The 25,888-nt window shown below is 47.7% G+C and carries 30 protein-coding genes; 20 read left to right on the top strand and 10 right to left on the bottom strand.

Annotation, left to right across the window (positions count from 1 at the left end):
- Window positions 1-8 precede the first annotated feature (8 nt).
- Window positions 9-293 (top strand): hypothetical protein, encoded by a 285-nt coding sequence (locus tag FJM67_RS07470; RefSeq protein ID WP_140588165.1) that lies wholly within the window; start codon window positions 9-11, stop codon window positions 291-293.
- Complete coding sequence (locus FJM67_RS07465) at window positions 280-1,080, top strand: class I SAM-dependent methyltransferase (RefSeq protein WP_140588164.1); 801 nt, start codon at window positions 280-282, stop codon at window positions 1,078-1,080. Before FJM67_RS07470 ends, FJM67_RS07465 begins: the two co-directional genes overlap by 14 nt.
- Before the next feature lie 4 nt (window positions 1,081-1,084).
- Here the strand turns inward: FJM67_RS07465 and FJM67_RS07460 are convergent, their stop codons facing one another.
- The gene (locus FJM67_RS07460) at window positions 1,085-1,303 is read right to left on the bottom strand and encodes a SlyX family protein (protein ID WP_140588163.1); all 219 of its coding nucleotides are present in this window, start codon (window positions 1,301-1,303) and stop codon (window positions 1,085-1,087) included.
- A 276-nt stretch (window positions 1,304-1,579) separates the two neighbouring features.
- On the opposite strand from FJM67_RS07460, the gene FJM67_RS17905 reads away from it, so the two are divergent.
- Window positions 1,580-2,044 carry a cold-shock protein gene (locus FJM67_RS17905; protein WP_140588195.1) on the top strand — a complete coding sequence of 155 codons (465 nt, stop codon included), beginning with the start codon at window positions 1,580-1,582 and terminating at the stop codon, window positions 2,042-2,044.
- A gap of 36 nt (window positions 2,045-2,080) precedes the next feature.
- Window positions 2,081-2,578 carry a thiol peroxidase gene (tpx, locus tag FJM67_RS07450; protein ID WP_140588162.1) on the top strand — a complete coding sequence of 166 codons (498 nt, stop codon included), beginning with the start codon at window positions 2,081-2,083 and terminating at the stop codon, window positions 2,576-2,578.
- 55 nt (window positions 2,579-2,633) lie between these two features.
- Here the strand turns inward: tpx and panD are convergent, their stop codons facing one another.
- The 4 genes from panD to dapE are packed head-to-tail and all read right to left on the bottom strand — an operon-like array spanning window position 2,634 to window position 4,851.
- Window positions 2,634-3,014 carry an aspartate 1-decarboxylase gene (gene panD, locus FJM67_RS07445; protein ID WP_140588161.1) on the bottom strand — a complete coding sequence of 127 codons (381 nt, stop codon included), beginning with the start codon at window positions 3,012-3,014 and terminating at the stop codon, window positions 2,634-2,636.
- Between the two features lie 30 nt (window positions 3,015-3,044).
- Window positions 3,045-3,419 (bottom strand): hypothetical protein, encoded by a 375-nt coding sequence (locus FJM67_RS07440; RefSeq protein WP_140588160.1) that lies wholly within the window; start codon window positions 3,417-3,419, stop codon window positions 3,045-3,047.
- A gap of 5 nt (window positions 3,420-3,424) precedes the next feature.
- Complete coding sequence (locus FJM67_RS07435) at window positions 3,425-3,700, bottom strand: hypothetical protein (protein WP_140588159.1); 276 nt, start codon at window positions 3,698-3,700, stop codon at window positions 3,425-3,427.
- A gap of 11 nt (window positions 3,701-3,711) precedes the next feature.
- On the bottom strand, window positions 3,712-4,851 hold the full coding sequence (dapE, locus tag FJM67_RS07430; RefSeq protein WP_140588158.1) for a succinyl-diaminopimelate desuccinylase: 1,140 nt from the start codon (window positions 4,849-4,851) through the stop codon (window positions 3,712-3,714).
- Window positions 4,852-4,914: 63 nt separating this feature from the next.
- On the opposite strand from dapE, the gene FJM67_RS07425 reads away from it, so the two are divergent.
- Window positions 4,915-5,154 carry a hypothetical protein gene (locus FJM67_RS07425; protein ID WP_140588157.1) on the top strand — a complete coding sequence of 80 codons (240 nt, stop codon included), beginning with the start codon at window positions 4,915-4,917 and terminating at the stop codon, window positions 5,152-5,154.
- Between the two features lie 2 nt (window positions 5,155-5,156).
- On the opposite strand, the gene FJM67_RS07420 is transcribed toward FJM67_RS07425, so the two are convergent.
- From FJM67_RS07420 to map, 5 genes are all read right to left on the bottom strand, one after another.
- Window positions 5,157-5,507, bottom strand: coding sequence for an ArsC family reductase (locus FJM67_RS07420; protein ID WP_140588156.1), 351 nt, complete (start codon window positions 5,505-5,507; stop codon window positions 5,157-5,159).
- A gap of 62 nt (window positions 5,508-5,569) precedes the next feature.
- Window positions 5,570-6,607, bottom strand: a complete 1,038-nt coding sequence (gene dapD, locus FJM67_RS07415; RefSeq protein ID WP_140588155.1) for a 2,3,4,5-tetrahydropyridine-2,6-dicarboxylate N-succinyltransferase — start codon at window positions 6,605-6,607, stop codon at window positions 5,570-5,572.
- 20 nt (window positions 6,608-6,627) lie between these two features.
- Window positions 6,628-7,818, bottom strand: a complete 1,191-nt coding sequence (dapC, locus tag FJM67_RS07410) for a succinyldiaminopimelate transaminase (protein ID WP_140588154.1) — start codon at window positions 7,816-7,818, stop codon at window positions 6,628-6,630.
- 2 nt (window positions 7,819-7,820) lie between these two features.
- On the bottom strand, window positions 7,821-10,514 hold the full coding sequence (gene glnD, locus FJM67_RS07405; RefSeq protein ID WP_140588153.1) for a [protein-PII] uridylyltransferase: 2,694 nt from the start codon (window positions 10,512-10,514) through the stop codon (window positions 7,821-7,823).
- Window positions 10,515-10,562: 48 nt separating this feature from the next.
- A complete protein-coding gene (gene map / locus FJM67_RS07400; protein ID WP_140588152.1) occupies window positions 10,563-11,414 on the bottom strand; it encodes a type I methionyl aminopeptidase in 852 nt (283 codons plus the stop codon).
- Window positions 11,415-11,748: 334 nt separating this feature from the next.
- On the opposite strand from map, the gene rpsB reads away from it, so the two are divergent.
- From rpsB to rnhB, 15 genes are all read left to right on the top strand, one after another.
- Window positions 11,749-12,483 carry a 30S ribosomal protein S2 gene (gene rpsB, locus FJM67_RS07395; protein ID WP_140588151.1) on the top strand — a complete coding sequence of 245 codons (735 nt, stop codon included), beginning with the start codon at window positions 11,749-11,751 and terminating at the stop codon, window positions 12,481-12,483.
- 90 nt (window positions 12,484-12,573) lie between these two features.
- Window positions 12,574-13,434, top strand: coding sequence for a translation elongation factor Ts (gene tsf / locus FJM67_RS07390; RefSeq protein WP_140588150.1), 861 nt, complete (start codon window positions 12,574-12,576; stop codon window positions 13,432-13,434).
- 116 nt (window positions 13,435-13,550) lie between these two features.
- Window positions 13,551-14,273 carry a UMP kinase gene (gene pyrH / locus FJM67_RS07385; protein WP_140588149.1) on the top strand — a complete coding sequence of 241 codons (723 nt, stop codon included), beginning with the start codon at window positions 13,551-13,553 and terminating at the stop codon, window positions 14,271-14,273.
- A 7-nt stretch (window positions 14,274-14,280) separates the two neighbouring features.
- On the top strand, window positions 14,281-14,838 hold the full coding sequence (frr, locus tag FJM67_RS07380) for a ribosome recycling factor (RefSeq protein WP_140588148.1): 558 nt from the start codon (window positions 14,281-14,283) through the stop codon (window positions 14,836-14,838).
- A 52-nt stretch (window positions 14,839-14,890) separates the two neighbouring features.
- The gene (uppS, locus tag FJM67_RS07375) at window positions 14,891-15,622 is read left to right on the top strand and encodes a polyprenyl diphosphate synthase (RefSeq protein WP_140588147.1); all 732 of its coding nucleotides are present in this window, start codon (window positions 14,891-14,893) and stop codon (window positions 15,620-15,622) included.
- A 2-nt stretch (window positions 15,623-15,624) separates the two neighbouring features.
- Window positions 15,625-16,428 (top strand): phosphatidate cytidylyltransferase, encoded by an 804-nt coding sequence (locus FJM67_RS07370; protein ID WP_140588146.1) that lies wholly within the window; start codon window positions 15,625-15,627, stop codon window positions 16,426-16,428.
- The gene (gene ispC / locus FJM67_RS07365; protein ID WP_140588145.1) at window positions 16,419-17,603 is read left to right on the top strand and encodes a 1-deoxy-D-xylulose-5-phosphate reductoisomerase; all 1,185 of its coding nucleotides are present in this window, start codon (window positions 16,419-16,421) and stop codon (window positions 17,601-17,603) included. The genes FJM67_RS07370 and ispC overlap by 10 nt, the downstream gene beginning before the upstream one ends.
- A complete protein-coding gene (rseP, locus tag FJM67_RS07360; RefSeq protein WP_140588144.1) occupies window positions 17,600-18,946 on the top strand; it encodes an RIP metalloprotease RseP in 1,347 nt (448 codons plus the stop codon). The genes ispC and rseP overlap by 4 nt, the downstream gene beginning before the upstream one ends.
- Window positions 18,947-18,956: 10 nt before the next feature.
- Window positions 18,957-21,269 carry an outer membrane protein assembly factor BamA gene (bamA, locus tag FJM67_RS07355; RefSeq protein WP_140588143.1) on the top strand — a complete coding sequence of 771 codons (2,313 nt, stop codon included), beginning with the start codon at window positions 18,957-18,959 and terminating at the stop codon, window positions 21,267-21,269.
- Between the two features lie 35 nt (window positions 21,270-21,304).
- Window positions 21,305-21,814: an OmpH family outer membrane protein gene (locus FJM67_RS07350; protein ID WP_181161447.1), complete on the top strand. Its 510-nt coding sequence runs from the start codon at window positions 21,305-21,307 to the stop codon at window positions 21,812-21,814.
- The gene (lpxD, locus tag FJM67_RS07345) at window positions 21,814-22,851 is read left to right on the top strand and encodes a UDP-3-O-(3-hydroxymyristoyl)glucosamine N-acyltransferase (protein WP_235890012.1); all 1,038 of its coding nucleotides are present in this window, start codon (window positions 21,814-21,816) and stop codon (window positions 22,849-22,851) included. Before FJM67_RS07350 ends, lpxD begins: the two co-directional genes overlap by 1 nt.
- A gap of 6 nt (window positions 22,852-22,857) precedes the next feature.
- Entirely contained in the window at window positions 22,858-23,295 is a 438-nt protein-coding gene (gene fabZ, locus FJM67_RS07340; protein ID WP_140588141.1) for a 3-hydroxyacyl-ACP dehydratase FabZ, read from the top strand.
- 2 nt (window positions 23,296-23,297) lie between these two features.
- On the top strand, window positions 23,298-24,074 hold the full coding sequence (gene lpxA, locus FJM67_RS07335) for an acyl-ACP--UDP-N-acetylglucosamine O-acyltransferase (protein WP_140588140.1): 777 nt from the start codon (window positions 23,298-23,300) through the stop codon (window positions 24,072-24,074).
- A 60-nt stretch (window positions 24,075-24,134) separates the two neighbouring features.
- Window positions 24,135-25,271, top strand: coding sequence for a lipid-A-disaccharide synthase (lpxB, locus tag FJM67_RS07330; protein ID WP_140588139.1), 1,137 nt, complete (start codon window positions 24,135-24,137; stop codon window positions 25,269-25,271).
- Window positions 25,268-25,888, top strand: coding sequence for a ribonuclease HII (gene rnhB, locus FJM67_RS07325; RefSeq protein ID WP_140588138.1), 621 nt, complete (start codon window positions 25,268-25,270; stop codon window positions 25,886-25,888). Before lpxB ends, rnhB begins: the two co-directional genes overlap by 4 nt.

Raw genomic sequence — 25,888 nt, 5'->3', positions numbered from 1 at the left:
GGGATAAGGTGAGAATTGGTAGTAACTTTCCAGTCGTCAGTCCTAATCAGAATAATCAGACTGGTCGCATACTGACGGATCAGGGTAGGAGCAGTGCAACCCCCTCCCGTGAGGTAGCGAGCACCAGTGATGTCGCATCATTTGAAACATTGTTTGCGCAGCAGCCACGTTTTCAGAAAATCGATTCCCTGAGTTGGTTGGCGCAAAATGCTCTAAGTGCTTATCAAGCGACACAGAGCTTATCTGCCGATAATCCTCGTAATCAGTTAATTGGAGTAGATGTCTTTGCCTAGCAATTCCCTTGCTGTTGCCGCATCTTCTCCTTCATTAAATCTAGCGGCCAAGGAACTGGCGACTGATTTGCAGTTGCCTTTCTATGCCTTCAAGCCCCCTCTTAAGTTCGCGACCGATTACGAATATCTTTTAATGCTCGGCATTGACGGTCTGGCTATTGCTAAGACAGGAAAAGGAGCACCGAATCCGGTGATGGTAGATTTTACCACCGGTGCTGCTGATCATCGGCGCCGTTTTGGTGGTGGCAAGGGGCAAGATATCGCTAAGGCGGTGGGTCTCAATAAACGGACTGGTCTCCATGTGATTGACGGGACCGCAGGTCTTGGCAGGGATAGTTTTGTCTTTGCGACGCTCGGCTGCAAAGTGCAAATGTTTGAACGGGTGCCTTTCGTGTCCGCTCTGCTGCGCGATGGACTAGAGCGTGCAGCGGTACATATAGAGGTCATGGATATCATCGAGAATATGGACCTAACTAGTGGTTCCATAATGGATCTGGAAGCGTCCGAGTGCTGCGATGTGGTCTACCTTGACCCTATGTTTCCGCACAATGACAAAGCCACCGCTGCCGCTAAAAAAGAAATGGCTTTTTTCCGAGACTTGGTGGGCGCAGATTTAGACAGCGATAAGCTGTTGCCACAGGCGATGTCGCTAGCCCGTTTTCGCGTGGTGGTTAAACGACCTAAAGGAGCGCCCGATTTAAATAACGCAGAGCCCACTTATCGCCTAGAAGGTAAGTCAGGACGCTTTGATATTTACGTCAAGCGCTCTTTAGATAACTCTGATTAGCTAGTTAGTAGTGCGGCGGGCGTTCGTTAATATCGCGAATGCCTTGTTGCTGTTGCTTTGCTGTTTCAATTTGTTTTGCTAGCAAACGAATTTGATCTTTTAGTAGCAGGATATCTTTTTGTTGGGTTACCAGTGCCTGATTGAGTGCATCAATAGTGTCTTCTTGGAACTGGCTTTTCATTTCCAGTTCATCGATTCTTGATTGCAGTTCTAAGGTATTCATAACGGGGCTCGGTGTGGTAGTCTAAAGGTAAGCTAAGTGCTTAATTTTCTGAATTATATTACGTATTTGCCGATGCGTAGAGGCTTTCTTTTTGGCGTAGTTTTTGCTGGTTCATCGTTTGTAACCCACCAGCAAAGTAAAAAGTAAGCCACTTTATCAGTAGGGTTGCGGTTGCGTACCCTTGGGTACTTAGTTATGGGTGTGACCCCACCACAAAACACAGTTGTCGATATGGTGGTGCGGGATGTGTATTTCAACATTAATAGAGATAAAACTATGAGTTCACAACAGGAAACAACAAAAACAGGAATGGCATTTTTTTCAATGCGCGCACTATTAGTCAGTATCATCTTGGCTTTGGTAACACCGTTATTGATTGCTCCAGCGGTTGGGGAATCTGATATCGGTACTCACTATGTAATTTACTTTGCTTTCGTATTTGTCGCTGTATATATCGGTGCCCTTTTGAGCCAAGAAACACGTCAATACGTATCTGATGACGAAGACTCCGAAGAGAGCGACGAGGCGGATGATCGCGAAGAAGGCACCGTTAAATGGTTCAACTCTTCCAAGGGATTTGGTTTTTTAACCATGGATAATGGTGATGATGTGTTTGTACATTATCGTGCTATTCGCGGGCGTGGTCGCCGTTTTCTAATTGAAGGACAAAAGGTTCGCTTTTATGTTACTGAGGGCGAAAAAGGCAAGCAGGCGGAAAGCGTCTCTATTGTCAAAAAATAATCAGTAACGCACATTATAATCGATCGAGAGAATCATATGGCAACGGTAACGTTAAAAGGTAATCCTATTGAGACTGTCGGTGAATTGCCGGCAGTTGGTAGCAAGGCACCAGAGTTCGAATTGGTTAAAACGGACCTTTCCGTCGCAACCTTAGCCGATTACGCTGGTAAGAAACTAGTACTTAACATCTTCCCTTCTATTGATACGCCCACTTGCGCCACTTCTGTACGCAAGTTCAATGAACAGGCTGCTAAACTAGACAATACGGTTGTTATCTGTGTTTCTGCGGATTTACCATTCGCAGCAGCCCGTTTCTGCGGCGCCGAAGGTATTGAAAATGTACTAACAGGCTCAAGCTTCCGTTCTTCATTTGGTGAAGATTATGGCGTCACTTTCACTACCGGCCCATTAGTTGGCATCCTCAGTCGTGCTGTTGTAGTGATCGGTGAAGATGGTCAGGTGCTGCATACTGAACAAGTAGCGGAAACCGCTGACGAGCCAAACTACGAAGCCGTGTTAAACGTGTTAGCGTAACTGATAAAGCACATCTGTTAAGCACATAAAATAGGCCCTTCATGGGCCTATTTTTTTAATCTTTCTGCATAGGAATCGTATTAGTAGTACGTTCTACTTGATTGCCTTTGGTTAGATAAACCAGCTTAGGTTTAAAGGTAGTGGCTTCCGCCTCACTCATTTGTCCGTAGGCTGCAATGATCACCCGATCGCCAACTTGCACTTTACGCGCAGCCGCACCGTTCATAGAGATAGTGCCTGATCCTGCTTCCGCTAAGATGACGTAGGTGGCAAAGCGTTCGCCATTATCCACGTTGTATATTTCGATTTTTTCAAATTCTCGCAACCCAGCGAGCTTTACTAATTCTTCATCAATGGCGCAAGAACCGTCGTACCAAAGTTCCGCCTGAGTCACTGTCGCCATGTGTAATTTGCCTTTCAGCAAAGTAATTTGCATGTTTTCTCTCACGTTATTACCAAGGGATATTCAGCGCCAAATATAAGGGCCAGCGCCGTTTTTATTGATCCGCCACCAAAGGTCTGGATCTAATTCCTCATCTTCTTCCCAGCTAGCCATATTGCAGCGCACTTCACAACCTAATGAAGCGAAGGCTGCTTCAGCGCATTCTATGTCATTCGCCCAAGGAGTATGTTCCGAGTCAAACCAAACGGAGGTAAAACGTTTGCCCGCCGCTTGCTCCAAGATCGTGATGGGAATGTGCTGTCCCTGATAGTGGGCTATAAACTTTATCCCCGTTTCAGTGCTTGGGACGGCGTCTAATGGTCCAAATAAATCAGTTAGCCATGCCTCAATATTCGGGGTAGGGCAGGACAGTAAATAGATTTCAATATCTGGCTGCATACTGCTTAATCCTTGTTTTTAAGCATGTGATAAATACGAAGAACGCTCATAGATAGATAACCAATAAGAGACCAAAGCACACCAGCAGCGGCGATCAGTAAACCGAATCCGGCAATGATCTCTTGATAAACAGAGGGCATGATTACTTTATCTGCAACGAAGATCACCAGCACACCGAAGGCAAATAACAAACCGCCCTGAATTAATTTCATCAGAGCAAGTTTAGGATTTTTACCAAGTTTTAATGCCAGCTGGTCCAGAATCTGTAGGAATTTTGCCATCGCATGGGTCGCTATTTTACAAATAGATTTTCCAATACCCGACGGTAGATAGTGGATAAGTCATTTAGGCTTTGTGCATCTACACATTCGTTGATCTGATGGATAGTTGCATTCACCGGTCCTAACTCAACCACCTGAGTCCCCATTTTAGCGATAAAGCGGCCATCAGATGTACCGCCAGAGGTCGATAGTTCTGGCGTGATGTTAACAGTGGTTTCAATAGCTTGCGTAACCGCATCCACCAACTCCCCCGGAGGCGTCAAGAAGGGCAGACCATTGTAGGTCCAATCGATATCATATTTGAGATTATGACTATCTAGAATGCCAATTACTCTTGCTTTTAATAGCTCAAAACTTAGTTCGGATGAAAAGCGGAAATTAAACTGAGCTTGTAATGTGCCAGGTACTACATTGGTTGCGCCAGTGCCAGAATGAATGTTGGATACTTGGAAACTGGTCGGCGGGAAGAATTCGTTGCCGTCATCCCACACGGTTTGCGATAACTCCGCTATAGCGGGAGCGGCGAGGTGAATTGGGTTGATGGCTAAATGGGGGTAGGCCACATGTCCCTGCTTGCCAAAAATAGTTAAATCACCGCTAAAAGAGCCGCGACGGCCATTCTTGATAATGTCACCCAAGGTCTTGGTACTAGAAGGCTCCCCAACAATACACCAATCGACAATCTCATGGCGTGCGATGAGGGCATCTACTACCCGTGTGGTGCCGTCTACAAAGGGTCCTTCTTCATCGCTGGTTATCAGAAATGATATTTGACCATCGTGATTTGGGTTGGCAGTGACGAACTCTTCTACCGCAGTAATCATGGCGGCAAGGCTGCCTTTCATATCGGCGGCGCCGCGACCATAAAGAACGCCATCGATAATTTTTGGTTGAAATGGGGATACCTTCCAACGCTCGATCGGACCAGTTGGTACAACATCAGTATGACCCGCAAACATAAGGTTAGGGCCACTGCTACCTCGTTTCGCATAAAAATTCACCACTTCACCAAACGGCATTCTTTCGATCTTGAAGCCAAGTTTTTGCAGGCGTGAGATCATGACTTCCTGGCAGCCGGCGTCTTCTGGGGTAACGGAAGGACGAGATATTAAGTCGAGGGCCAGTTCGAGGGTGGGGGTGAGGTCAGACATTCTTTACCTTTGTTGTTGGTTTGGATATTTTAGCTACTTAAACTTAACTCAGCCGAGATACTTATGCGATTCAAATCCTTGCTTGTTGCTTTGCTAGCATTCCCCTTAGGCGCGTGTAGCGTGGTCGATACCGCGGTAGACACAGCAAACGCTCTATTTGGAGGTGGTAACAAAGAAGCTTACTACACGCCCGTGATCGAAAGTGACCGTCAGCGTAGTGCTACTCAGTCAGTGCGATCTGTGCAAATTTCTGATCAACCGGCAGCTCAGCCATCACGCTATGAGACCGTGATCCAGGAATAGGATCATTTGTTAATCTGAAATAATGCTTGGTAGATTTCCGCTTTGAAGCCAAGTGTGATCTGATTTTCGTGTACAAGCAAGGGGCGTTTGATCATTGCTGGATGCTGCTGAAACAGTTCGACGGCCCGGTTAGGCATATCCTCTTGTTCAGCGCTATCAAGTTTACGCCAAGTGGTGCCACGTTTATTGACTAAGTTTTCCCAGCCTTCTTGGTCAAGCCATTGCTGTAACAGCTCTCGCTCGAGTCCATCCTTGCGGTAATCATGAAACCGATAGGCAATCTGGTTCTCATCGAGCCAGCGCAACGCCTTCTTCATAGTGTCACAATTTTTTATACCGTAAATAATGGTCATAGAAATCTACCTAAAAGATCTGTAACAAGGCTACCCGACTTAAAGCCGGGTAGCGATAGTGCTTAGTTATGTGCGTGTAGTGCTTCATTCAGAGCGATAGCAGACTTATTGGTCTTGCATTCGATCGCGCCAGTTTGAGAATTTCGGCGGAATAGCAAATCTGACTGACCAGCAAGATCACGTGCTTTCACGGTAGAAACCACGGTGTTAGTGTCGTCTAACACGGCGACTTTAGACCCAGCCGTGATATATAGACCAGACTCTACTGTGCAACGATCGCCTAGTGGGATGCCAATGCCTGCGTTAGCGCCGATCAAACACTCTTTACCCACTTTGATAACGATATTGCCACCACCGGAAAGTGTTCCCATAGTAGAACAACCACCACCTAGGTCAGAGCCATTATCAACCACTACACCGGCAGAAATTCGGCCTTCAACCATGCTTACGCCCAGCGTGCCTGCGTTGAAGTTGACAAAACCTTCGTGCATTACGGTGGTGCCCTCACCTAGATGAGCACCAAGACGGATGCGCGCCGTGTCACCAATACGAACACCGCTTGGCACTACAAAGTTGGCCATTTTCGGGAATTTATCAACGCTGAATACTTCGATAGTACGCCCTTCCATGCGAGCAGAAAGCTGGCGATCCGCCAATTCACGAACATCGATTGGACCTTCGCTAGTCCAGGCAGTATTGATAAGTAAGCCGAACATGCCGTCTAGTTTCGTGCCATGTGGTTGAACTAAACGATGCGAGATCAGTTGTAGCTTCAAGTAAACTTCGGCTGGATTTTGTGGCGCTGCATCATTGGTAAGCACACACAATACCACTGGTTGAGTAGATGCCTTTAGGCGTGACGCTAATTCCGCCTGTTCGATGTTGCCGGCTTTTAGCAGAGCTAAATGTAGGCGGTTCAAGTCGCCTTCTTCCAGTACTAGAGTATCATTACCACCTTCAAAATTGGTGCTTTCTAGTATGGCGTCAACGACGCTCTTTTCAGGTGCAAGTACAGGAGTAGGGTAGAATACTTCTAACCAGTTACCTTCTTTGTTTTGAGTGCCTACACCTAGGCCAAACGCGAAAATCGAATCGCTCATTGGGTTTTGTCTCCGCTAAATTAAGATTGGTGTCGAATAATAAAGTTACGAATACGCTGAGCAGCCTCAACACATTCCTGTTCTTCGGCGACCAGTGCCATACGCACATGATTTTTGCCGGGGTTATGTCCGTCAACGCTGCGCCCTAGGTAGCTGCCCGGTAATACTAATACGCCTTCTTCTTCATATAGTTTGATACAGAAGGCTTCATCATCCATATCCAGTTCTGGCCAAAGGTAGAAGCCTGCCTCTGGTTTGCTTACCTTCATTACGGGTTCTAGCAAGGCCAACACTTGATCAAATTTACGTTGGTAAATAGCACGGTTTTCGGCAACGTGAGCTTCATCGTTCCAAGCGACTATGGACGCGTCTTGGTGATGCGGTGGCATTGCGCAACCATGGTAGGTGCGGTATAGCAAGAAGCCTTCTAAGAGTTGTGCATCGCCCGCTACAAATCCAGAGCGTAAGCCTGGCAAGTTAGAGCGCTTCGACAGGGATTGGAAAATCAGACACTGTTTGAAAGTGGGATTTCCAAGTTGGATGCAAGCGTCCAATAGACCTAAGGGTGGTGCGTCAAAATAAATTTCTGAGTAGCACTCATCCGCGGCAATGGTAAAGTCAAACTCTTGTGCCTTTTCCAGTAAATAACGGTAGTCATCAAGACTGGTTATGCTACCAGTGGGGTTGTTGGGGGAGCAAACGAATAAGAGTTCGCAACGGGCCCATTCCGCATCCGTGACGGCTCGATAATCGATTTGGTATCCATTTGCGGCACTGCAAGGCAGAAGCTTTAGCTCGGCATTGGCAAGAATAGTGGCCCCTTCGTAAATTTGGTAAAACGGATTCGGGCTAATGACCAGTGGGTTCGCCTTTTTTCCAACTACTGCTTGGGTAATAGCGAACAGTGCCTCGCGAGTGCCCGTTACCGGGATCACCTGAGTTTCTGGGTTTAACTCAGGTAAAGCAAAGCGGCGCTTGGCCCAATTGGCAATGGCTTCACGCAAGGCTAACGAGCCTTTAGTTGCTGGGTAGCTTGAGACGCCAGTTAAAGAATCCCGCAATGCGTTTAGCACAAGTGTTGGTGCCGCATGCTGTGGCTCGCCAATGGTCAACTTGATCAGTGACTTATCGGCAGCAGGCTTGGTGCCCGCTAATAAGTCAGCGAGTTTTTGAAATGGATAGGGGTGTAATGCAGCAATAGATGGGTTCATAGTTAATCCGTCGCCTGTGAGAAGCGGTCAATACTGTCTTTTAAAGATTGGCAAATAAAATCCATACGCACTGGGTCACTAATCAGCTCGCCATTTTCTTCGGTAATATAAAAGGTGTCTTCTACCCGTTCACCTAAGGTAGCAATTTTGGCTTTGTGCAGCATGATACCCGACTGCATAAAGAACTGCCCGATTAAGGCTAGTAACCCTGGACGGTCTGGTGCCGTGACTTCTAGGGCTGACCATACCTCTTCCGGTTGCGAAACAAATTGCACTGTCGATGGCGCATTGAAAATCTTTAGAATGCGCGGAGTAAAGCGACGAACCATGCTTTCATACAATGATGGCGAGTCCAACTGTTCCATTAGGGTTTCACGAATTAGCTGAATACGCTTATTGTCCAGATAAAGATTGGTGTTGTTATCATTACTGTCCATCACCACAAAGGTGTCTAGGCTGTAGTTGTCCGTCGTGGTGTTGATTTTGGCATCGAGGATAGTGAGGCCCAGCTGCTCCAGTAGCGCTGCTGTTACAGCGAACAAATGGCTGGCCAGTGGTGTATAGATAAAGATCTTACTGGCACCAGAAAAATTACGGCCACCTAGCGTTGTGATGGCTACTAAGGGTTTGGTACTTGGGCGATGTTTGAGAATGGCCTCGGTGTTCCAAGCGATTTCATCACCACTGGAGCGGATAAAGTATTCTTCCTCGATACGCTCCCAGATTTCTTCTGCCTCAGCCATATCTACATTGCGTTCAATCAGAAGTTCCAAGGCCCGTTGTTTGTGTTCGTCACTTTGCATATCCGCATCGATAGGGGAGTCCAACCCACGCCGCAATGCTCGTTTAGTCTCGAGATAGAGTTGACGCATTAGCGATGCGCGCCAGCTGTTCCACATGGTTGGGTTGGTGGCGTTAATATCAGCGACGGTTAACAAGAATAAGTAGTCTAGGCGCTCTTGATTGCCAACAAAGCTAGCAAATTCCCAAATAACTTCCGGGTCAGAAATATCCTTGCGCTGGGCGGTAACGGACATATGTAGATGGTTTCTTACTAGCCATACAATTAAGTCCGTATCGTGCTTAGAAAGTCCATGTCGTTCGCAGAATAGTTGAGCATCGACACAACCAAGCTCAGAATGATCGCCGCCACGTCCTTTTGCAATATCATGGTACAGACCAGCAATATAAAGTAATTCCACATTGGCTAAATGGCGGATGGTCTGAGAAGAAATGGGGAAATTATTGCGTGCCTCGGGTTGCCAAAGCCGGCGTAGGTTTTCCACTAACTGCAGCGTGTGGGCATCAACGGTGTATATGTGGAATAGGTCATGCTGCATCTGGCCGATAATGGCGCCAAACTCCGGTAAATAGCGACCTAGCAGACCAATGTGCTTCATTGATCTCAGCACTCGCGTCATACGATAGGGGCTGGCAATGATGTCGAGAAACAGGCTGGTGTTGACCGGATCGTTGCGATAGTTATCGTCGATTAAGTCGAGGTTGTCTCGCAGCATGCGCATGGTATTAGCGCGAATGCCGCGAATATCACTGCGTTCCCCTAGTAGCTTGTAGACTTCTAGCATGGCTGACGGGGTAGTCTGAAACAAGTCAGCGGCGCAGGCTTCGATTTGTCCATTACAGATACGAAAACGTTCATTCACATGCTCGATCACAGGGTTGTCATCAATGAACAGGAAAGACTCTTCAAAGTGCTGTAAAAGCAAATCGTTCAGTTGCTGTATAGCGGCAACGCTTTGGTAATAGCCTTGCATGAAGCGCTCAACATTACGCTTTAGATCGTCATCATCAAAGACAAACATGCGTGCCAAAGTGCGTTGATGATCGAATAGCAGTCGGTCTTCTTTGCGTCCTACTGTCATATGCAATGCCCAGCGAATGCGCCATAGGTGGCTAACAGCTCCCTTGAGCTGTAAATACTCATCCTCTGACAAAAACTGTTTGTCGATTAGGGCGCTGAGGCGATGGGTGTGTAAATGGCGTTTAGCCACCCAGTCGATCACCTGCATATCGCGCAGTCCACCCGGGCATTCCTTCAAGTTAGGCTCAAGGTTGTAAGCGGTATTCTGGTATTTATCGTGGCGCTGGCGCTGTTCGTCGATTTTGGCCCGGTAAAAACTATGGCCATCCCACATCTGACTCACATCTATATGCAGGTTAAGATTTGCCAGTAATTCGGCTGGGCCATAAAGGGTACGAGATTCAATAAGGTTGGTAATGACGGTCACATCATTAGCTGCCATCTCGGTACACTGGCGGATAGAGCGTACACTATGGCCTACGTCCAGCTTCAAATCCCACAAGAAAGTGATAAAGGCTTCGAGTTTCTCTTCCGGTACGGGCTGCTCATCATGGGTCAGTATCAGCAGATCTATATCCGATTTTGGGTGTAACTCGGCACGTCCATAGCCTCCCACTGCCACGAGGGCGACACTGGTTTCATCTCCCAGTCCACGGGCGATCCAAGCAGCTTGCATGACATCGTCATATAATCTGGCAAGTCCCTTTACCAACTTTTCAATAGGATAGAGAGCATGGAATAAATCGTGGTAGGCGGCTTCCTTTTCCCGCAGCAATGCCCGGTATTGGCTAGCGCTGGTGCTACTTTGTGCCAAAAACTGTTTCTCTTCAGGCGTCAGAAGAGGTGGAGAATCAGGGTGAGCAGGAAAGTCCATAGAGGCCTCAAACCATGTTTTATTCGAAAAGGATGCTAATCGTTATCGCTAAATTGTCTCTTCGGGGCGCAGAGTAAGGATTTCAACTCCGTCCGCAGTGACTAGTAATGAGTGCTCGTACTGGGCAGAAAGACGGCCATCTTTGGTTTTGGCGATCCAGTTATCTGGGCCAGTATGTTTGACCTGCTTCTTGCCGGCATTGATCATAGGTTCGATAGTAAAGGTCATACCTTCTTCCAGCACGACACCCGTGCCAGCACGACCATAGTGAGCGACCTGTGGTTCGCCATGGAAAGTAGTTCCCAAACCATGACCGCAATATTCCTCTACGACACTGTAATGGTTTTTGTGTGCATGGGCTGATATGGCGGCACCAATGTCACCGAGCCGAACGCCGGGCTTAACCATTTTGATGGCGAGATATAGGCACTCTTGGGTGACTTGGCAAAGTCGCTTAGCATGGGGGGCAACATCGCCAACAAAAAACATTTTACTGGTATCGCCGTAATAGCCATCTTTGATCACGGTGATGTCAATGTTCACCACATCCCCTTTTTTGAGGGCTTTATCATTCGGAATGCCATGGCAAATGACATCGTTTACCGAAGTACAGCAGGACTTTGGAAAACCATGGTAATTGAGCGGCGCAGGGATGGCGCCTTGACTCGTCACAATATGATTGTGAGCAATGATGTCCAGTTGCTCAGTTGTTACACCGGGAACGACATATTCAGCCAGCATGGTTAGCACCTCGGCAGCCAAGCGGCCAGCCTCGCGCATACCGTTAATGTCATTAATATCAGTAAAACGGGTGGCTGCGGGGCGTGGTGTCCAAGCGGGGACTTCCGCGCGACCGTTTTGCGTAAGAAGCGCGACGCGCTCTAGGATTTCGTTGCTCATAATAACTCTATCTATAAAGGCGAATAAGATAATAATGGCCCGTATTCTACATGAGTTGAGAACCTTTATCGCCCCCGCGGAGGGAAAAATATCCATCCAAGCTGCTGGTACAGTATCTTGGTGCTTTTGCTTAATTTGATTTTGTGGTATAAAACGCCTCGCTTTTATGGCCGTTATGAAACGGTTAGCTAGAAGCGAAAAAACTAAACTTAATCTAACGACCTTACTACCGCGAATGCTTCCTCTCAAGGGTGTCCAGGGTTGCCTTAAACCCAGACGGGCTGAGAGTCGGGCTGTTAGTAAGAGTAACTAACCCAAAATAAAGGAAAATCTAATGCCTACAGTTTCTATGCGCGACCTACTACAGGTTGGTTCACACTTCGGTCACCAAACTCGTTACTGGAACCCAAAGATGAAGCCATTCATCTTCGGTGCGCGCAATAAAATCCATATCATCAACCTAGAACACACTGTTCCAGCTATGAACGAAGCCCTAGCGCTTGTTAAAAAAATGGCTGAGAACAAAAACAAAGTGATGTTCGTTGGTACTAAGCGTGCGGCATCTAAATCAGTAGCTGAGCAAGCTTCTCGCGCTGGTATGCCATACGTTAACCACCGTTGGTTGGGTGGTATGTTGACTAACTACAAAACGATCCGTGCTTCTATCAAGCGTCTACGTGACCTTGAAACGCAAATGAATGACGGTACGTTCGAAAAGTTGACCAAGAAAGAAGCGCTAATGCGTACTCGTGAACTTGAGAAGCTAGAGCGTTCTCTAGGTGGTATCAAGGATATGGGTGGTCTGCCAGACGTTCTTTTCGTAATCGACGTTGATCACGAGCGCATTGCAATCAAAGAAGCGAACAAACTAGGTATCCCAGTTATCGGTATCGTAGATACAAACAGCAACCCAGATGGTGTTGACTACGTTATCCCTGCAAACGACGACGCTATCCGCGCCGTACAATTGTACGTATCTGCGTTTGCTGATGCAGCGCTAGAAGGTCGTGCAGCTGCAGCGGGTACTGCTGATGAGTTTGTAGAAGTTAGCGAAGCAACTGAAGCGTAATCTTTTTGCGCTAACATTGATTTTGTTTGCTGAAAGGGGGGCAACTCGCCCCCTTTTTTATAAATTTGTAATCGTTCAAGAGGAATTAACATGGCTGCAGTAACTCCTAAAATGGTGAAAGAGCTACGCGAGCGCACTGGTCTTGGCATGATGGAGTGTAAAAAAGCACTTGCTGCTGCTGACGGTGACATCGAGCTAGCGATCGAAGAACTACGTAAATCAAGCGGTATGAAAGCAGCTAAGAAAGCTGGTCGTACTGCGGCAGAAGGTACAATGGTATTGCGCCTAGCTGACGACAACTCTTACGGTGTCCTAGTTGAAGTTAACTCTGAAACTGACTTTGCTGCCCGCGATGAAAACTTCGTTTCTTTTGCTAACAAAGTTGCTGACATCGTGTTCGAAAGCAAAGAAACCGACATGGCAGTATTGCTTGAAGGTGAAGTAGGTCAACTACGTGAAGCCCTAGTGCAAAAAATCGGTGAGAACATCACTCCACGTCGCGCTGTGCTTGTAGAAGGTGGTCTAGTAGGTGGTTACCTACACGGTAACGGCCAAATCGCTGTACTAACACAACTTGAAGGTGGTAACGCCGAGTTGGCGAAAGACGTATCTATGCACGTAGCTGCTGTTTCTCCACGTGTGGTACGTGGCGAAGATATGCCTGAAGAAGTGTTAGCGAAAGAAGAAGAAATCATCCGTGCGCAGCCTGATATGGCTGGCAAGCCAGCTGAGATCGTTGACAAAATGATCGTTGGTCGTATGAAGAAATTCTTGGCTGAAAACAGCCTAGTAGAGCAGCCTTTCGTTAAGAACCCAGAAGTTAAAGTGGGTCAACTTGTGAAAGATGCTGGCGCTTCTGTTACTTCTTTTGTTCGCCTTGAAGTAGGTGAAGGCATTGAAGTTGAAGCAACTGATTTCGCAGCTGAAGTTGCGGCACAGTTGAAAGGTTAATTGCTGGATAGGCAATAATCAAAGGGGCAGCTTGACTGCCCCTTTTTATGAATACTACTTTTGCAAGCAGTGTATTATGCTCTGCAATGTCTAAAATGCCCTGGTTGGAGGTCACGATGCCAAAAGAAAAAAGTTCAAATTACAAACGTATTTTGCTTAAGTTGAGTGGAGAGGCCCTGCAGGGGGATGAAACTTTTGGTATTGATCCGAAAGTGCTCAACCGCATGGCATTAGAGATCGGGCAATTACGTGGTATTGGGGTTGAAGTCGGCATAGTGATTGGCGGTGGCAACCTATTTCGCGGACAAGCTTTGAGTCAAGCGGGCATGGATCGTGTGACTGGCGATCACATGGGGATGCTGGCTACAGTTATGAATGCCTTGGCAATGCGCGATGCTCTAGAGCGTGCCAATATTTCTACTCGTGTTATGTCGGCAATTAATATGACAGGGATTGTAGAGCCCTATGATCGTCGCCGTGCGATGCGTCACCTAAAAGATGGTGATGTGGTGATCTTCTCTGCTGGTACTGGCAACCCATTCTTTACCACAGATTCTGCGGCCTGTCTGCGCGGCATTGAAATTGATGCTGATGTGGTCTTGAAGGCAACCAAAGTAGATGGTGTTTATTCTGCTGACCCAATGAAAGACCCTGCTGCAGTGAAATATGATACCCTTAGCTACAACGAAGTTTTAGAAAAACAGTTGGGTGTCATGGACTTAACTGCCATTTGTCTAACTCGTGACCACCATATGCCGGTACGTGTCTTTAACATGAATAAACCAGGCGCATTAATCAATATCATGGTTGGTGAAAACGAAGGCACACTGATTAAGTGAGGAAACGATGATTAACGATATTATCAAAGACGCTGAAGAGCGCATGAGTAAAGCAGTTGCTTCTGTAGAAGTGGCGTTCAATAAAATTCGTACTGGCCGAGCTCATCCTAGTTTGCTTGACCCGATCAAGGTGAATTACTACGGCAGTGAAAGCCCCCTTAACCAAGTTGCAAACATCACTGTTGAAGATGCTCGTACGTTGGGCGTGTCTCCTTGGGAAGCAAAAATGGTTCCTGAGATTGAAAAAGCCATTATGAAGTCCGATCTGGGTCTTAACCCGGTTACGACAGGTAACCTAATTCGCATTCCGTTACCAGCTTTGACAGAAGAAACGCGTCGTAACTACGCTAAACAAGCGAAGAACGAAGCAGAAAATGGTCGTATTGCGATTCGTAATATCCGTCGTGATGCCAACAGTACCCTGAAGGAACTGTTGAAAGAGAAAGAGATTTCAGAAGACGACGATCGTCGTGGTCAAGATCAAGTGCAGAAAGTGACCGACAAGTACATTGCTCAGGTTGACGAGCGCTTAGCCGCGAAAGAAAAAGACCTAATGGCAATCTAAGCTAAGGCGAGCCCAGCTCGCCTTTGTGTACCCTCGCTTTGGATACTTGTACATGTCGCAGTCGGACCAAGGGCGCGGTCAGTCACCGCTTCCACCTGCCCATGTTGCCATTATTATGGACGGCAACAATCGCTGGGCGAAAAATAAGCTCCTTCCCAGTATCGCTGGCCACACAGCAGGTGCTGGAGCGGTACGTCGTACCGTAGAAGCTGCCGCCCGGGCTGGTGTCAAAGTGCTCACTTTGTTTGCTTTTTCAAGTGAAAACTGGAAACGGCCAAAAGCCGAAGTGGATGGCTTGATGCGTTTATTTATGCGCTCCCTTAAGAAAGAAGTGAAGCGCTTAAATGAATATGGCATCCGTCTGCGCGTAATTGGTGATACCCAAGGGTTTAGTGATAGTCTGCAGCAAGAAATTCGTCACGCCGAGCAAGCCACTGTTACTAATAGCGGCATGGTATTAGCTATTGCGGCGAATTATGGCGGCCGTTGGGACATCGCAGAAGCGGCAAAAAGTCTTGCGAAGCAAGTCGCGGCAGGTAGTTTATCCGCTGATGAAATAGATGAAACGCGATTACACCAGCATACCTGTCTAGCTGATTTACCGCCTCCTGATTTAATGATAAGGACTTCAGGGGAGCAGCGTATCAGCAACTTTTTATTATGGCAGGCGGCTTACTCTGAGTTTGTGTTTCTGCCAGTGTTGTGGCCTGACTTCGACGAAAATCATTTTACTGCGGCATTGTCGGAATACTATTCAAGACAGCGTCGCTATGGCGGACGATAAAGATGTTATTGCCTAGAGTTCTCAGTGCCATCGTGATGGCAGCCTTGTTTATTGTTGCTGTGTTCGTGCTAGGTGAAACAGCATTTTCTGTGTCCATCGGTGCCGTCATGTTGTTAGCTGGTTGGGAATGGGCTCGTTTAGCCGGTTTTTCCGCCCAAACAACTCGAATCGCCTACGCTGGTATGATTGGCACTCTTTGTTATGGTGTCAGTATTTTTTCGCTGCAGCAGAGCGTTTTATACCTTGCCCCATTGGCTTGGTTGCTCGCTTTAGTTTGGGTAATACGCTTTCCTTCCCAGATTGGCTGGCAGCATCGCTCGGTGAGGGCTTTGTTTGGGGCGGTTATCCTAATTACCAGTTGGTCTGCCTTGGTAGTGTTGCGTCAGAGTCCGAATTTCGTGGTCTGGGTGCTGCTGCTGATGGGGCTGATTTGGGGGGCTGACTCCGGTGCCTATTTTGCCGGTCGTGCGTTTGGCAAGCGCAAGCTCGCGGTGCGTGTTTCTCCTGGTAAATCCTGGGAAGGCGTTATTGGTGGCATTCTGCTTACCCAAGTGGGTGTGGTCATCTTTTCTTATCTGCAAGGTGCTTCGGTTACGGGGTGGTCAATATTGGCGGTGGCGGCACTTATTACCGTATTTGTCTCAGTTTTGGGCGATCTGTCGGAAAGCTTGTTCAAGCGCTATGAATCTCTCAAGGATTCCAGTCACCTGATTCCCGGTCATGGTGGGGTAATGGACCGAGTGGATAGTTTGACTGCTGCAGCGCCTATCTTTGTTCTCTTGTTGTTGCTGGTAGGTTGGCTGTGAGTCAAGGTATCTGTCTACTTGGGGCCACTGGCTCTATCGGTACGAGTACGCTGGATATTATTGCTCAACATCCCGATCGTTTTCATTTGGTCAGCGCTGTAGCTCATTCTAATGTAGATAAGATGGCGGCGATCTGTGAGCGTTTTGCTCCCAGGTCTGTGGTGATGACGGATGCCGATGCGGCAGAGCAATTGGCGCAGCGTATCGCTCATTTACCTGTAACCGTGGCATCTAGCGCCGATGACCTTGATGCCATTGTGTCCGCTCCGGAAGTTGATCAGGTAATGGCGGCGATAATGGGCTTTGCTGGCTTGCGTCCGACCTTGGCTGCGATTCGTGCAGGTAAGCGTATTTTACTGGCCAACAAAGAGAGTTTGGTGACTGCTGGCAAGCTATTTATGGCAGAAGTGGCTAAGCATGAGGTTCTGTTGTTGCCAATCGACAGCGAGCATAACGCTATTTACCAGTCCTTGCCGCAATCGCAGCAGGGTGCCATGTTAAAAGATGTCGATAAGTTGCTGCTTACCGCTTCCGGTGGACCATTTCGAACTTGGAGCATGGCGCAGATGCAGGATGTGACGCCAGAGCAGGCTTGCGCGCATCCTAATTGGTCGATGGGACAGAAAATATCGGTAGACTCCGCCAGTTTAATGAACAAAGGCTTGGAGTTGATTGAAGCCTGCTGGTTATTTGGTGTTACACCAGAGCAGGTGGACGTTGTTGTGCATCCCCAAAGCATCATTCACTCGATGGTGTCTTACAACGATGGATCAGTGATAGCGCAAATGGGTAATCCAGATATGCGTGTGCCAATCGCTTATGGTATGACGTGGCCCGAGCGCGTTACTACTCAAGTTGCTCCACTTAATTTATTTCAAATTGCCCGCTTGGACTTTGAAGCCCCGGATTTAACGCGTTTTCCGAATTTGCGTTTAGCTAGCGAAGCTTGGTATGCCGGTGGTACCGCCATGGCGACGCTGAATGCGGCCAATGAAGTGGCTGTGGCAGCGTTTTTACAGCGTCAGATAGGCTTTTTAGATATCGCTAAGGTGAATGAAAAAGTTCTTGAACTCAGTCCTGTGGGGCAGGTCAATGATTTGTCTGTCGTGTTTGCTGCAGATGAACAGGCACGCACGTGTGCCGCTGAAGTCATTGCATCTCGGAGTTATACATGATTCAAAATGTGCTATCTATCGTCGTCGCGTTAGGTTTGCTAATCACCTTCCATGAATTTGGACACTATTATGTTGCGCGCCGCTGTGGCGTGAAAGTGCTGCGTTTTTCAGTAGGTTTTGGCAAGCCGATTTATCGTTGGGTTAACAAAGCTGGTACGGAATTTACTCTCGCTATGATTCCCTTGGGCGGCTATGTGCGCATGTTGGATGAGCGGGAAGGAGATGTACCTGATTCCCTGCGTCAGCAGACCTTTAATTGTAAGAGTGTAGGACAGCGTTTTGCCATTGTTGCGGCAGGTCCAATTGCCAACTTTATTTTGGCAGCAATCATTTATGCTTTGGTTGCCCTGCTCGGATTACAAACGTTAGTGCCCAAAGTTGGGGATATTATCGGCAATTCGCCTGCCGCCCAAACCAATCTGCAAGCTGGTGATGAAATCACTCGTATTGGGGAACACGAGGTTCAATCCTGGGAAGAAATCAACTTGGCATTGGCCGACTTGATTGGTCAGTCAGGACGTCACACGTTACGTTACATCCCAGCGGGCAGTAGTTACGAGGAAGAAAGTAGCTTTAACTTGGAGCGGTGGCTAGCGGGAGCTGAGCCTAACGACCTGATTAACGAATTTGGTATTCTGCCTTGGCAACCTGTGATTCCCCCGGTTATCTCAGAGGTGGTAGAGGGGGGAGCAGCAGCGGCAGCAGGCTTCCGCATCGGAGATAGGGTCACCGCAGTAAACGGTACCGCCATTGATGAGTGGCAAGAATTTGTGGTGTGGGTTCAAAAAAGCCCTGGCGTCACCTTAAAGGTTGATTTGTTAAGAGATGGTAGACAGCAGGAATTAACACTGGTCCCTGCCTCGCGGGAGCAAAATGGTGTGGCTACTGGGTTTGCTGGATTGGCCGTTGCAGCCCCTGAACTGACTGCAGCCGATGTGCGTGACCGCACCTTTGGGGTATTTGCCGCACTGGAATATGGCGTTACTCAAACTTGGAAAATGGTGTCTTTGACCATTTCTTCCATCGGTAAGATGCTGCAAGGTTTGATCGCAATTGATAATCTATCGGGCCCCATTACCATCGCCAAAGTGGCATCCGCTTCCGCAGATTCTGGTTTGCAGAGCTTCTTGAAGTTTATGGCTTATTTGAGCGTCAGTCTTGGGGTTTTGAACCTGTTGCCTATTCCAATGTTGGATGGTGGCCACTTAGTATTTTTTACCATTGAAGCGATACGCCGTCGCCCTGTTTCAGAAAGAATTCAGGCGTTGGCTTATCGTGTTGGTGCATCTTTGCTGTTCGCCATGATGGCGGTCGCCATATTTAACGACATAGCTCGTTTGTAGAGAGGTATCTGTGAAAGTCATTGTCGCCGCAGTATTAGCGATGTCCAGTGTAGTAGCGTTGGCCAAAGAAGTGTCAGATGTACGCGTCAACGGTCTTATGCAAATGACACCGGTGCGAGCTTTCGAAATTATTGGTTTTGAGCGTGGCCAAGGTTACGACTCCAATCGGGTCTACGATGCCGTTAAGCAGCTGTTCGCAAGTGGTTACTTCAGCGATATTGACGTTTACGAAGATAATAACGAATTGATTTTCGATGTGGTGGAACGTCCCATCATTGGTGAGCTAAATATCGAAGGTAACGATCTGATTGCCACCGATGATCTTGAGCGTGGTCTGGATGTTGCCGGCCTTCAATCTGGAGAAGTCTTTAAGCCTGACACCTTGAATCAAATTGAGCAGGAATTACAGCGCCAGTACTATGCGCTGGGGCGTTATAGCGCCAAGGTCGATATTGATGTGGAGGAAATGCCCCGTAATCGCGTGGCGATCAAGATTAATATTGAAGAAGGGGTAACTGCCAAGATTGTTCATATCAACATTGTTGGTAATAAAGCTTTTGACGACGAGACCTTGAAGAAGCAGTTTCAGTCAGCGGAAACCGGTTTTTTTAATCCCTTTAGCTCGGCCGACGAATACGCAAAACCAAAGATTCAGGGTGATCTGGAAGCATTAAAAAGTTATTACTTGGATAACGGCTATCTGGATTATCAGTTAGTCTCTTCCCAAGTGAGTGTCTCCCCTGATAAGCGTAAAGTATACGTTGTGGTAAACCTAGATGAAGGTGAGCCCTACTACGTCAACGATATTAGTTTAGGCGGCTCATTGCCAATCAGCGAAGACCGAGTTTGGCAACATATTGATCAAGCGAAAGGTGATGTCTTCTCGCGTCAGCAAATTACCCGCATTATGGACGCTATTTCCACCGAATTGGGTGATGAAGGTTATCTATTTACCAAAGTAAATATTTTGCCTAATAAACGCGACGATCATACGGTAGATCTGACCTACCACATTACACCGGGCCCACAGGTATACGTACGTCGTATCAATTTTAGTGGCAATACCGAGACTCGCGATGAAGTGTTACGTCGAGAGATGACTCAATTTGAGGGTGCCCTAGCAACCCATTCCAAAATTCAAGCTTCAAAGCGAGCTATTGAACGTCTAGGCTTCTTTGGTAATGTGGATTTGCGTACTCGTCCAGTGCCAGGAACCACCGATCAAGTGGATTTGGATGTGACGGTAGAGGAGCAACCTTCAGGTAGCATTCAGGCCAGTATTGGCTACTCCCAAGCGGACGGTACGGTAATCGGCTTTGGTATTTCTAAGCGAAATTTCCTCGGTACGGGTAATAAGCTAGCGCTGAATATCAGTCGTACTAACCAGACCCAAGATTATACGCTTTCCTATTACAACCCTTACTTTACTGTAGATGGGATAAGTCGTGGTTACGATCTTTTCTACAAGGTCAGTGATCATAACCAAGATGATGTGGAAGATTATGATCTCGATGAGCTTGGTGCAGGGGTAAACTTCGGTTATCCGCTGGATGAGACACAACGTCTTAGCTTTGGTGTTACGGTAAAAGAAACGATCATTAAACTGGGCTCGTCCCCCTCCAATGAAACTTCTGACTATGTGACCAAGTACGGCGAGCAGTTCGATGATGTGATTGCGAATGTTAGCTGGAGCGATAGTGATCTTATTGGTGGTGTTTTGCCTACCGAGGGCTATTCTCATAAGGTAACTGTCGATGTAGCGACCCCATTAGGTGATCAGAGCTACTTTAAGCTAGGAGTAAATAGCCAGGCTTACTGGAATCTCAATGACAGTAATTTGTGGCTGTTCCGTCTAAAAGGGCGCTTGGGATACGGGCGTGGTTTTGGTGATACGGATATTCTGCCATTCTTCGAGAACTATTACGCAGGTGGCGCTTATTCGATTCGTGGTTTTAGTTCCTCATCGTTAGGGCCCAGGAACTCTTACAGTGACACGACTACGTCTACTTCCGCGATTGGTGGTAACATTTTGCTGACCAGTACCGCGGAACTGATTTTCCCAATGCCGATGGTGGAAGATCATAAGTCGGTACGTACTGCGCTTTTCTTAGATGCCGGTAACGTGTTCACTGAGTATTGCCATAATAGCAACACTACTTGTGTGGAAGGCATCGACATGAACGAAATTCGTTACAGTATGGGCTTAAACTGGACTTGGATTACGCCAATCGCACCTTTGTCATTTAACTTGGCTAAGGTACTTAACCCGAAAGATGGGGACTCAACAGATTTCTTCCAGTTTCAGTTGGGTACTACCTTCTAGCAATCTCGTTAGTTGGCAGAATGACAGGAGTGGTTATGACATTCAGAAAATTCCGTCAGCAGTGTTTAGCGGCACTGCTAATGTTGGTGACACTGCCTGTTTGGGCGGCAAATATTGCGGGGGTGGACTTCCAGTTTGCTCTGCTTAATAGTGAATCTGGGCGTGCTGCAGCACAGGAACCCCAAGCTCAGGTGCGCCTGATGGAACAGCGCCTTGCAGAAGAAAAGCAATCTTTGCAAAATGATATCAACGAGTTCCAACGCAATGAGCTAACGTTATCGGTGGATGAAGCCAATCAACAAAAGCAGCAGCTTGCCCAGCGTGAGCAGCAATTGCGCAACATGGCTGCATCGATGCAACGTCAAGCCCAGAAAATGGAACAAGATTTACTCAAGCAATTGCAACCAGCCGGCGAGGCGGCCTTAAAAGCCCTGATTGCTGAGCGCCAATTAGATCTGGTGTTGAGTCGTCAAGCGGCCGTATTTGCCAATGAGACCGTTGATATTACCCAAGCCCTAATGCAGAAATTGAACGAGACGAATTGATGCCACAGATGAGCTTGGGGCAGATAGCCACCTTGGTCGCTGGTGAAGTGAGCGGCGACAGGGATTACCTAATTTCCGCATTAGCGACTCTAGATAGTGCCGAACCCGGACAGTTAACTTTTTTAGCGAATCCCAAGTATGCTTCAAAGTTAGCCCATACTCGTGCGGGGGCGGTGTTAGTAAGAGCCCCCGAACTGGCGCAACAAATTGAGAATGCCATTATTGTTGCTAATCCCTATCTGGCATTTGCTATTTTGACTCAGCATTTTATCCCTGATGCAGTGGCTCCCGATACTAATATTCATCCCAGCGCACAAATTCATCCAACCGCAAAACTGGGGGATGATGTGAAGATAGGTGCGAATGTCGTGCTTGAGCCCCATGTGCAATTAGGCAACCGCGTACGCATAGATGCCGGTTGTGTGGTGGGTGAACGTTCAATGATAGGGGATGATTGCCACCTTTACGCTAATGTTAGCATTTATCATGATGTGGCAATTGGCGAGCGCGGTATTTTTCATAGTGGTTGCGTTATCGGTGCCGATGGTTTTGGTTTTGCACCAAGTAAAGAAGGGTGGGTGAAAATTCACCAGCTTGGTGGGGTGAGCATTGGCGATGATGTAGAAGTCGGTGCCAATACCACCATTGACCGTGGGGCGCTGGACGATACTCGCATTGGCAATGGGGTCAAAATAGATAATCAGGTTCAAATTGCTCATAACGTCGTAATTGGAGATAATAGCGCGATTGCAGGCTGTGCTGCCATTGCTGGTAGTACGCAAATCGGGCGTCACTGTACTATCGCTGGTGGCGTTGGCATTATCGGTCATCTGACCATTGCCGATCATGTTCACATTACGGCAATGACGTTGGTTAGCAAATCCATACTTGAGGCAGGCTCCTATTCTTCTGGTACGGCACTCGAACCGACAGATAAGTGGCGTCGCACCGCAGCGCGCTTACGTCGTATCGACGATATGGCAACGCAAGTGACGCAAATTGATAAACAACTTAAAACGCTTTATAAAAAGGGCTAATACTCAATGATGGATGTGAATGAAATTCGCCGTTACCTACCGCACCGCTACCCGTTTTTGTTGGTAGATCGCGTAGTCGAGTTGAACTTAGGTGAGTCCATTGTGGCTTACAAAAATGTGACGGTGAATGAACCATTCTTTAACGGTCATTTTCCAGATCATCCAGTGATGCCTGGCGTATTAATTATTGAGGCCATGGCTCAGGCTGCAGGTGTGCTAGGCTTTAAAACCATGGATAAAACACCACAGGATGGTTCCATTTATTATTTTGTTGGTGCAGACAATGCTCGTTTCAAACGTCCTGTGGTACCTGGCGATCGTTTGCAACTGGAAGCCAAAATTGTGACTGAGAAGCGTGGCATCTGGAAATTTGAATGTCGTGCTACCGTTGATGGCGACTTAGCATGTTCTGCAACCATCATGTGTGCCGATAGGAAACTATAAGCGTGTCGATACATCCAACCGCATTGGTTGATCCCAGTGCAGAGTTAGATAGCAGTGTAGAAATTGGGCCATTCTGCGTGATTGGTCCCAATGTGCGCATTGGCGCCGGGACAGTGGTGAAATCCCACGTTGTTATCAATGGTCATACCGTGATAGGTGAGCAAAACGAGATTTATCAGTTTGCTTCCGTTGGTGAGGCGAATCAAGATAAGAAATATCGTGGCGAACCTACGCAACTTATCATCGGTGATCGCAACGTGATTCGCGAAAACGCCACAATCCACCGGGGCACGGTTCAGGATCAGGGTGTCACTCGTATTGGTAATGGCAATCTGTTTATGGCCAGTACCCATGTGGGCCATGACTGCGTTGTTGGTGATAACAACATATTAGCCAATTATGCGGCACTCGCTGGTCATGTCCATGTGGGCGATTCGGTGATTTTAGGTGGGTATACGGGTATTCATCAGTTTTGTCAGGTCGCCTCATTCAGCATGTGTGGCATGGGTTCCATGGTGACAAAGGATGTACCTCGTTACGTTATGGTTTCTGGTAACCCCGCCAAAGCCCATGGAATGAACTTTGAAGGTATGCGCCGCCGTGGTACTCCTGCTGAGGTAATCAAAGCACTGCGCAATGCCTATAAGATTATTTACGTGAAAGGCTTGCCCTTAGAGGACGCTTTGCTCGAGTTAGAGCGCTGTGCCATATTTGAACTGGAAGAAGTAGCGGCCTTTGTCGCGTCGATACGTTCTTCTATCCGTGGCATAGTACGTTAAGCGGTAGCGAAGTAGAAAAGCCCCGATTTATCGGGGTTTTTTGTCGGGAGAGGAATATCTATGCGTTTTGTAATGGTTGCCGGTGAGGCTTCGGGTGACATTCTTGGTGCTAGCCTGATACGCGCGCTTAAAACTCGTTATCCAGATGCAGCGTTCGAAGGTATTGGCGGCCCGCTGATGATCGCGGAAGGTCTAATCTGTCAAGTGCCGATGGAGCGTCTCTCGGTAATGGGGTTGGTGGAAGTCTTAGGACGTCTGCGCGAGTTGCTCGGTATTCGTAAACGCTTGTATAAATATTGCGTAACTCAACCACCAACAGCCTTCATTGGCATTGATTCCCCCGATTTTAATCTGCCGTTAGCACGTCGTTTGCGTCAACATGGTCTTCCTACCATTCATTATGTTAGTCCTTCAGTTTGGGCATGGCGACAAAAACGTATTTTCAAAATCAAGCAATCCGTTGATTTGATGCTGACCTTGTTCCCATTTGAGTTGCCTATCTATCAGCAGCATCAAGTGCCCGCCGTCTGTGTGGGTCATCCGTTGGCAGATGAAGTACCCCTAGTATCCGATAAGTCTGAGGCCAGAACCCAATTAGGTCTCCCTGAAACGGAGCAAATTATTGGTGTCTTGCCGGGCTCTCGCGGTGGGGAAGTGGGGCGGCTTATGCCCGTATTTGTGCCAACCATGGAGCTACTACAGCAGCGCCTTCCTAAGGTGCAGTTTGTGATTCCAGCCGCTAGCTCAGAGCGGAGGATACAGATTGAACAAGCATTACAAGGGACCCATCTGCCGGTAACCATCATTGACGGTCATTCCCGCACAGTTATGGCGGCTGCAGATGCGTTGATTTTGGCATCTGGCACAGCTGCTTTCGAGGCCATGTTGGTGAAACGTCCAATGGTCGTCGCTTATCGTTTTAGTAAACTAACCTATGCGATTATGTCGCGGATGCTTAAAGTGCCTTACGTTTCTTTGCCGAACCTCTTGGCTAATCGCTTGTTGGTGCCAGAGCTATTGCAAGACGCGGCAGAGCCTCAAAAGTTAGCGGATGCTTTACTGGAGAATTGGCAGCAATTTGATCAAAGTCCCGTCCTAGGGGACGCTTTCCTAGCTATTCACCAAAGCTTGCGTTTAGACGCGGCCAACAGTGCTGCTGATGCGATACAGAACCTTTTAGAGTCAAAACCCTTATGAGTAAAACGCCAGGCTTGGCTCCATTTATTAGTGAAAAATATGTCGGTGTACTGCTGGCCGGAGTGGATGAAGCGGGCCGCGGCCCCTTGGCAGGTGATGTGGTAGCAGCGGCAGTCATTTTAAACCCTGATAAGCCCATTGTCGGACTGAATGACTCCAAAAAATTGACGGAAAAAAAACGCGAAGCGCTTTATGAGGAAATTATTGAAAAAGCGTTAGCCTATTCCATTGCCCGGGCCGATGTGGGTGAAATCGACCGTCTTAATATTTTGCATGCCAGTATGCTCGCCATGACCCGAGCAATTAATACTCTGTCACCAAGCTGTGAGCATGCCTTGATTGACGGTAATCGCTTACCGAAAAATATTGCTTGTTCCGCTGAGGCGGTAGTGAAAGGAGATGCCCGTCACCCAGCGATTGCTGCGGCATCCATCTTGGCAAAAGTTACCCGTGACCGAGAAATAACCGCGCTGGATAGAGAATATCCCCAATATGGTTTCGCCAAACACAAAGGTTATCCGACCGCTATGCATTTACAGGCGATTGAAGAACATGGCGTGTGTCCCTTACATCGACGTAGTTTTGGCCCAGTGCGTAAAATACTAGAAGGTAGTTGA

Origin of the sequence: Maribrevibacterium harenarium (assembly GCF_006385675.1) — a bacterium.
GTDB classification, from domain to species: Bacteria; Pseudomonadota; Gammaproteobacteria; order Pseudomonadales; family Marinomonadaceae; genus Marinomonas; species Marinomonas harenarium.
This window is presented reverse-complemented; position numbering and strand designations above follow the sequence as displayed.

Excerpts from the sequence above, each read along its gene's own strand:
- tsf (WP_140588150.1), top strand. The coding sequence starts at position 12,574 with ATGGCTGCAGTAACTCCTAAAATGGTGAAAGAGCTACGCGAGCGCACT.
- rseP (WP_140588144.1), top strand. The coding sequence starts at position 17,600 with ATGATTCAAAATGTGCTATCTATCGTCGTCGCGTTAGGTTTGCTAATC.
- FJM67_RS07440 (WP_140588160.1), bottom strand. The coding sequence starts at position 3,419 with ATGCAGCCAGATATTGAAATCTATTTACTGTCCTGCCCTACCCCGAAT.
- FJM67_RS07350 (WP_181161447.1), top strand. The coding sequence starts at position 21,305 with ATGACATTCAGAAAATTCCGTCAGCAGTGTTTAGCGGCACTGCTAATG.
- pyrH (WP_140588149.1), top strand. The coding sequence starts at position 13,551 with ATGCCAAAAGAAAAAAGTTCAAATTACAAACGTATTTTGCTTAAGTTG.
- frr (WP_140588148.1), top strand. The coding sequence starts at position 14,281 with ATGATTAACGATATTATCAAAGACGCTGAAGAGCGCATGAGTAAAGCA.
- FJM67_RS07370 (WP_140588146.1), top strand. The coding sequence starts at position 15,625 with ATGTTATTGCCTAGAGTTCTCAGTGCCATCGTGATGGCAGCCTTGTTT.
- tpx (WP_140588162.1), top strand. The coding sequence starts at position 2,081 with ATGGCAACGGTAACGTTAAAAGGTAATCCTATTGAGACTGTCGGTGAA.
- uppS (WP_140588147.1), top strand. The coding sequence starts at position 14,891 with ATGTCGCAGTCGGACCAAGGGCGCGGTCAGTCACCGCTTCCACCTGCC.
- glnD (WP_140588153.1), bottom strand. The coding sequence starts at position 10,514 with ATGGACTTTCCTGCTCACCCTGATTCTCCACCTCTTCTGACGCCTGAA.
- lpxB (WP_140588139.1), top strand. The coding sequence starts at position 24,135 with ATGCGTTTTGTAATGGTTGCCGGTGAGGCTTCGGGTGACATTCTTGGT.
- FJM67_RS07460 (WP_140588163.1), bottom strand. The coding sequence starts at position 1,303 with ATGAATACCTTAGAACTGCAATCAAGAATCGATGAACTGGAAATGAAA.
- FJM67_RS07465 (WP_140588164.1), top strand. The coding sequence starts at position 280 with ATGTCTTTGCCTAGCAATTCCCTTGCTGTTGCCGCATCTTCTCCTTCA.
- dapC (WP_140588154.1), bottom strand. The coding sequence starts at position 7,818 with ATGAACCCATCTATTGCTGCATTACACCCCTATCCATTTCAAAAACTC.
- dapE (WP_140588158.1), bottom strand. The coding sequence starts at position 4,851 with ATGTCTGACCTCACCCCCACCCTCGAACTGGCCCTCGACTTAATATCT.
- rpsB (WP_140588151.1), top strand. The coding sequence starts at position 11,749 with ATGCCTACAGTTTCTATGCGCGACCTACTACAGGTTGGTTCACACTTC.
- dapD (WP_140588155.1), bottom strand. The coding sequence starts at position 6,607 with ATGAGCGATTCGATTTTCGCGTTTGGCCTAGGTGTAGGCACTCAAAAC.
- FJM67_RS07425 (WP_140588157.1), top strand. The coding sequence starts at position 4,915 with ATGCGATTCAAATCCTTGCTTGTTGCTTTGCTAGCATTCCCCTTAGGC.
- rnhB (WP_140588138.1), top strand. The coding sequence starts at position 25,268 with ATGAGTAAAACGCCAGGCTTGGCTCCATTTATTAGTGAAAAATATGTC.
- FJM67_RS17905 (WP_140588195.1), top strand. The coding sequence starts at position 1,580 with ATGAGTTCACAACAGGAAACAACAAAAACAGGAATGGCATTTTTTTCA.
- panD (WP_140588161.1), bottom strand. The coding sequence starts at position 3,014 with ATGCAAATTACTTTGCTGAAAGGCAAATTACACATGGCGACAGTGACT.
- FJM67_RS07435 (WP_140588159.1), bottom strand. The coding sequence starts at position 3,700 with ATGGCAAAATTCCTACAGATTCTGGACCAGCTGGCATTAAAACTTGGT.
- FJM67_RS07420 (WP_140588156.1), bottom strand. The coding sequence starts at position 5,507 with ATGACCATTATTTACGGTATAAAAAATTGTGACACTATGAAGAAGGCG.
- lpxD (WP_235890012.1), top strand. The coding sequence starts at position 21,814 with ATGCCACAGATGAGCTTGGGGCAGATAGCCACCTTGGTCGCTGGTGAA.
- map (WP_140588152.1), bottom strand. The coding sequence starts at position 11,414 with ATGAGCAACGAAATCCTAGAGCGCGTCGCGCTTCTTACGCAAAACGGT.
- fabZ (WP_140588141.1), top strand. The coding sequence starts at position 22,858 with ATGATGGATGTGAATGAAATTCGCCGTTACCTACCGCACCGCTACCCG.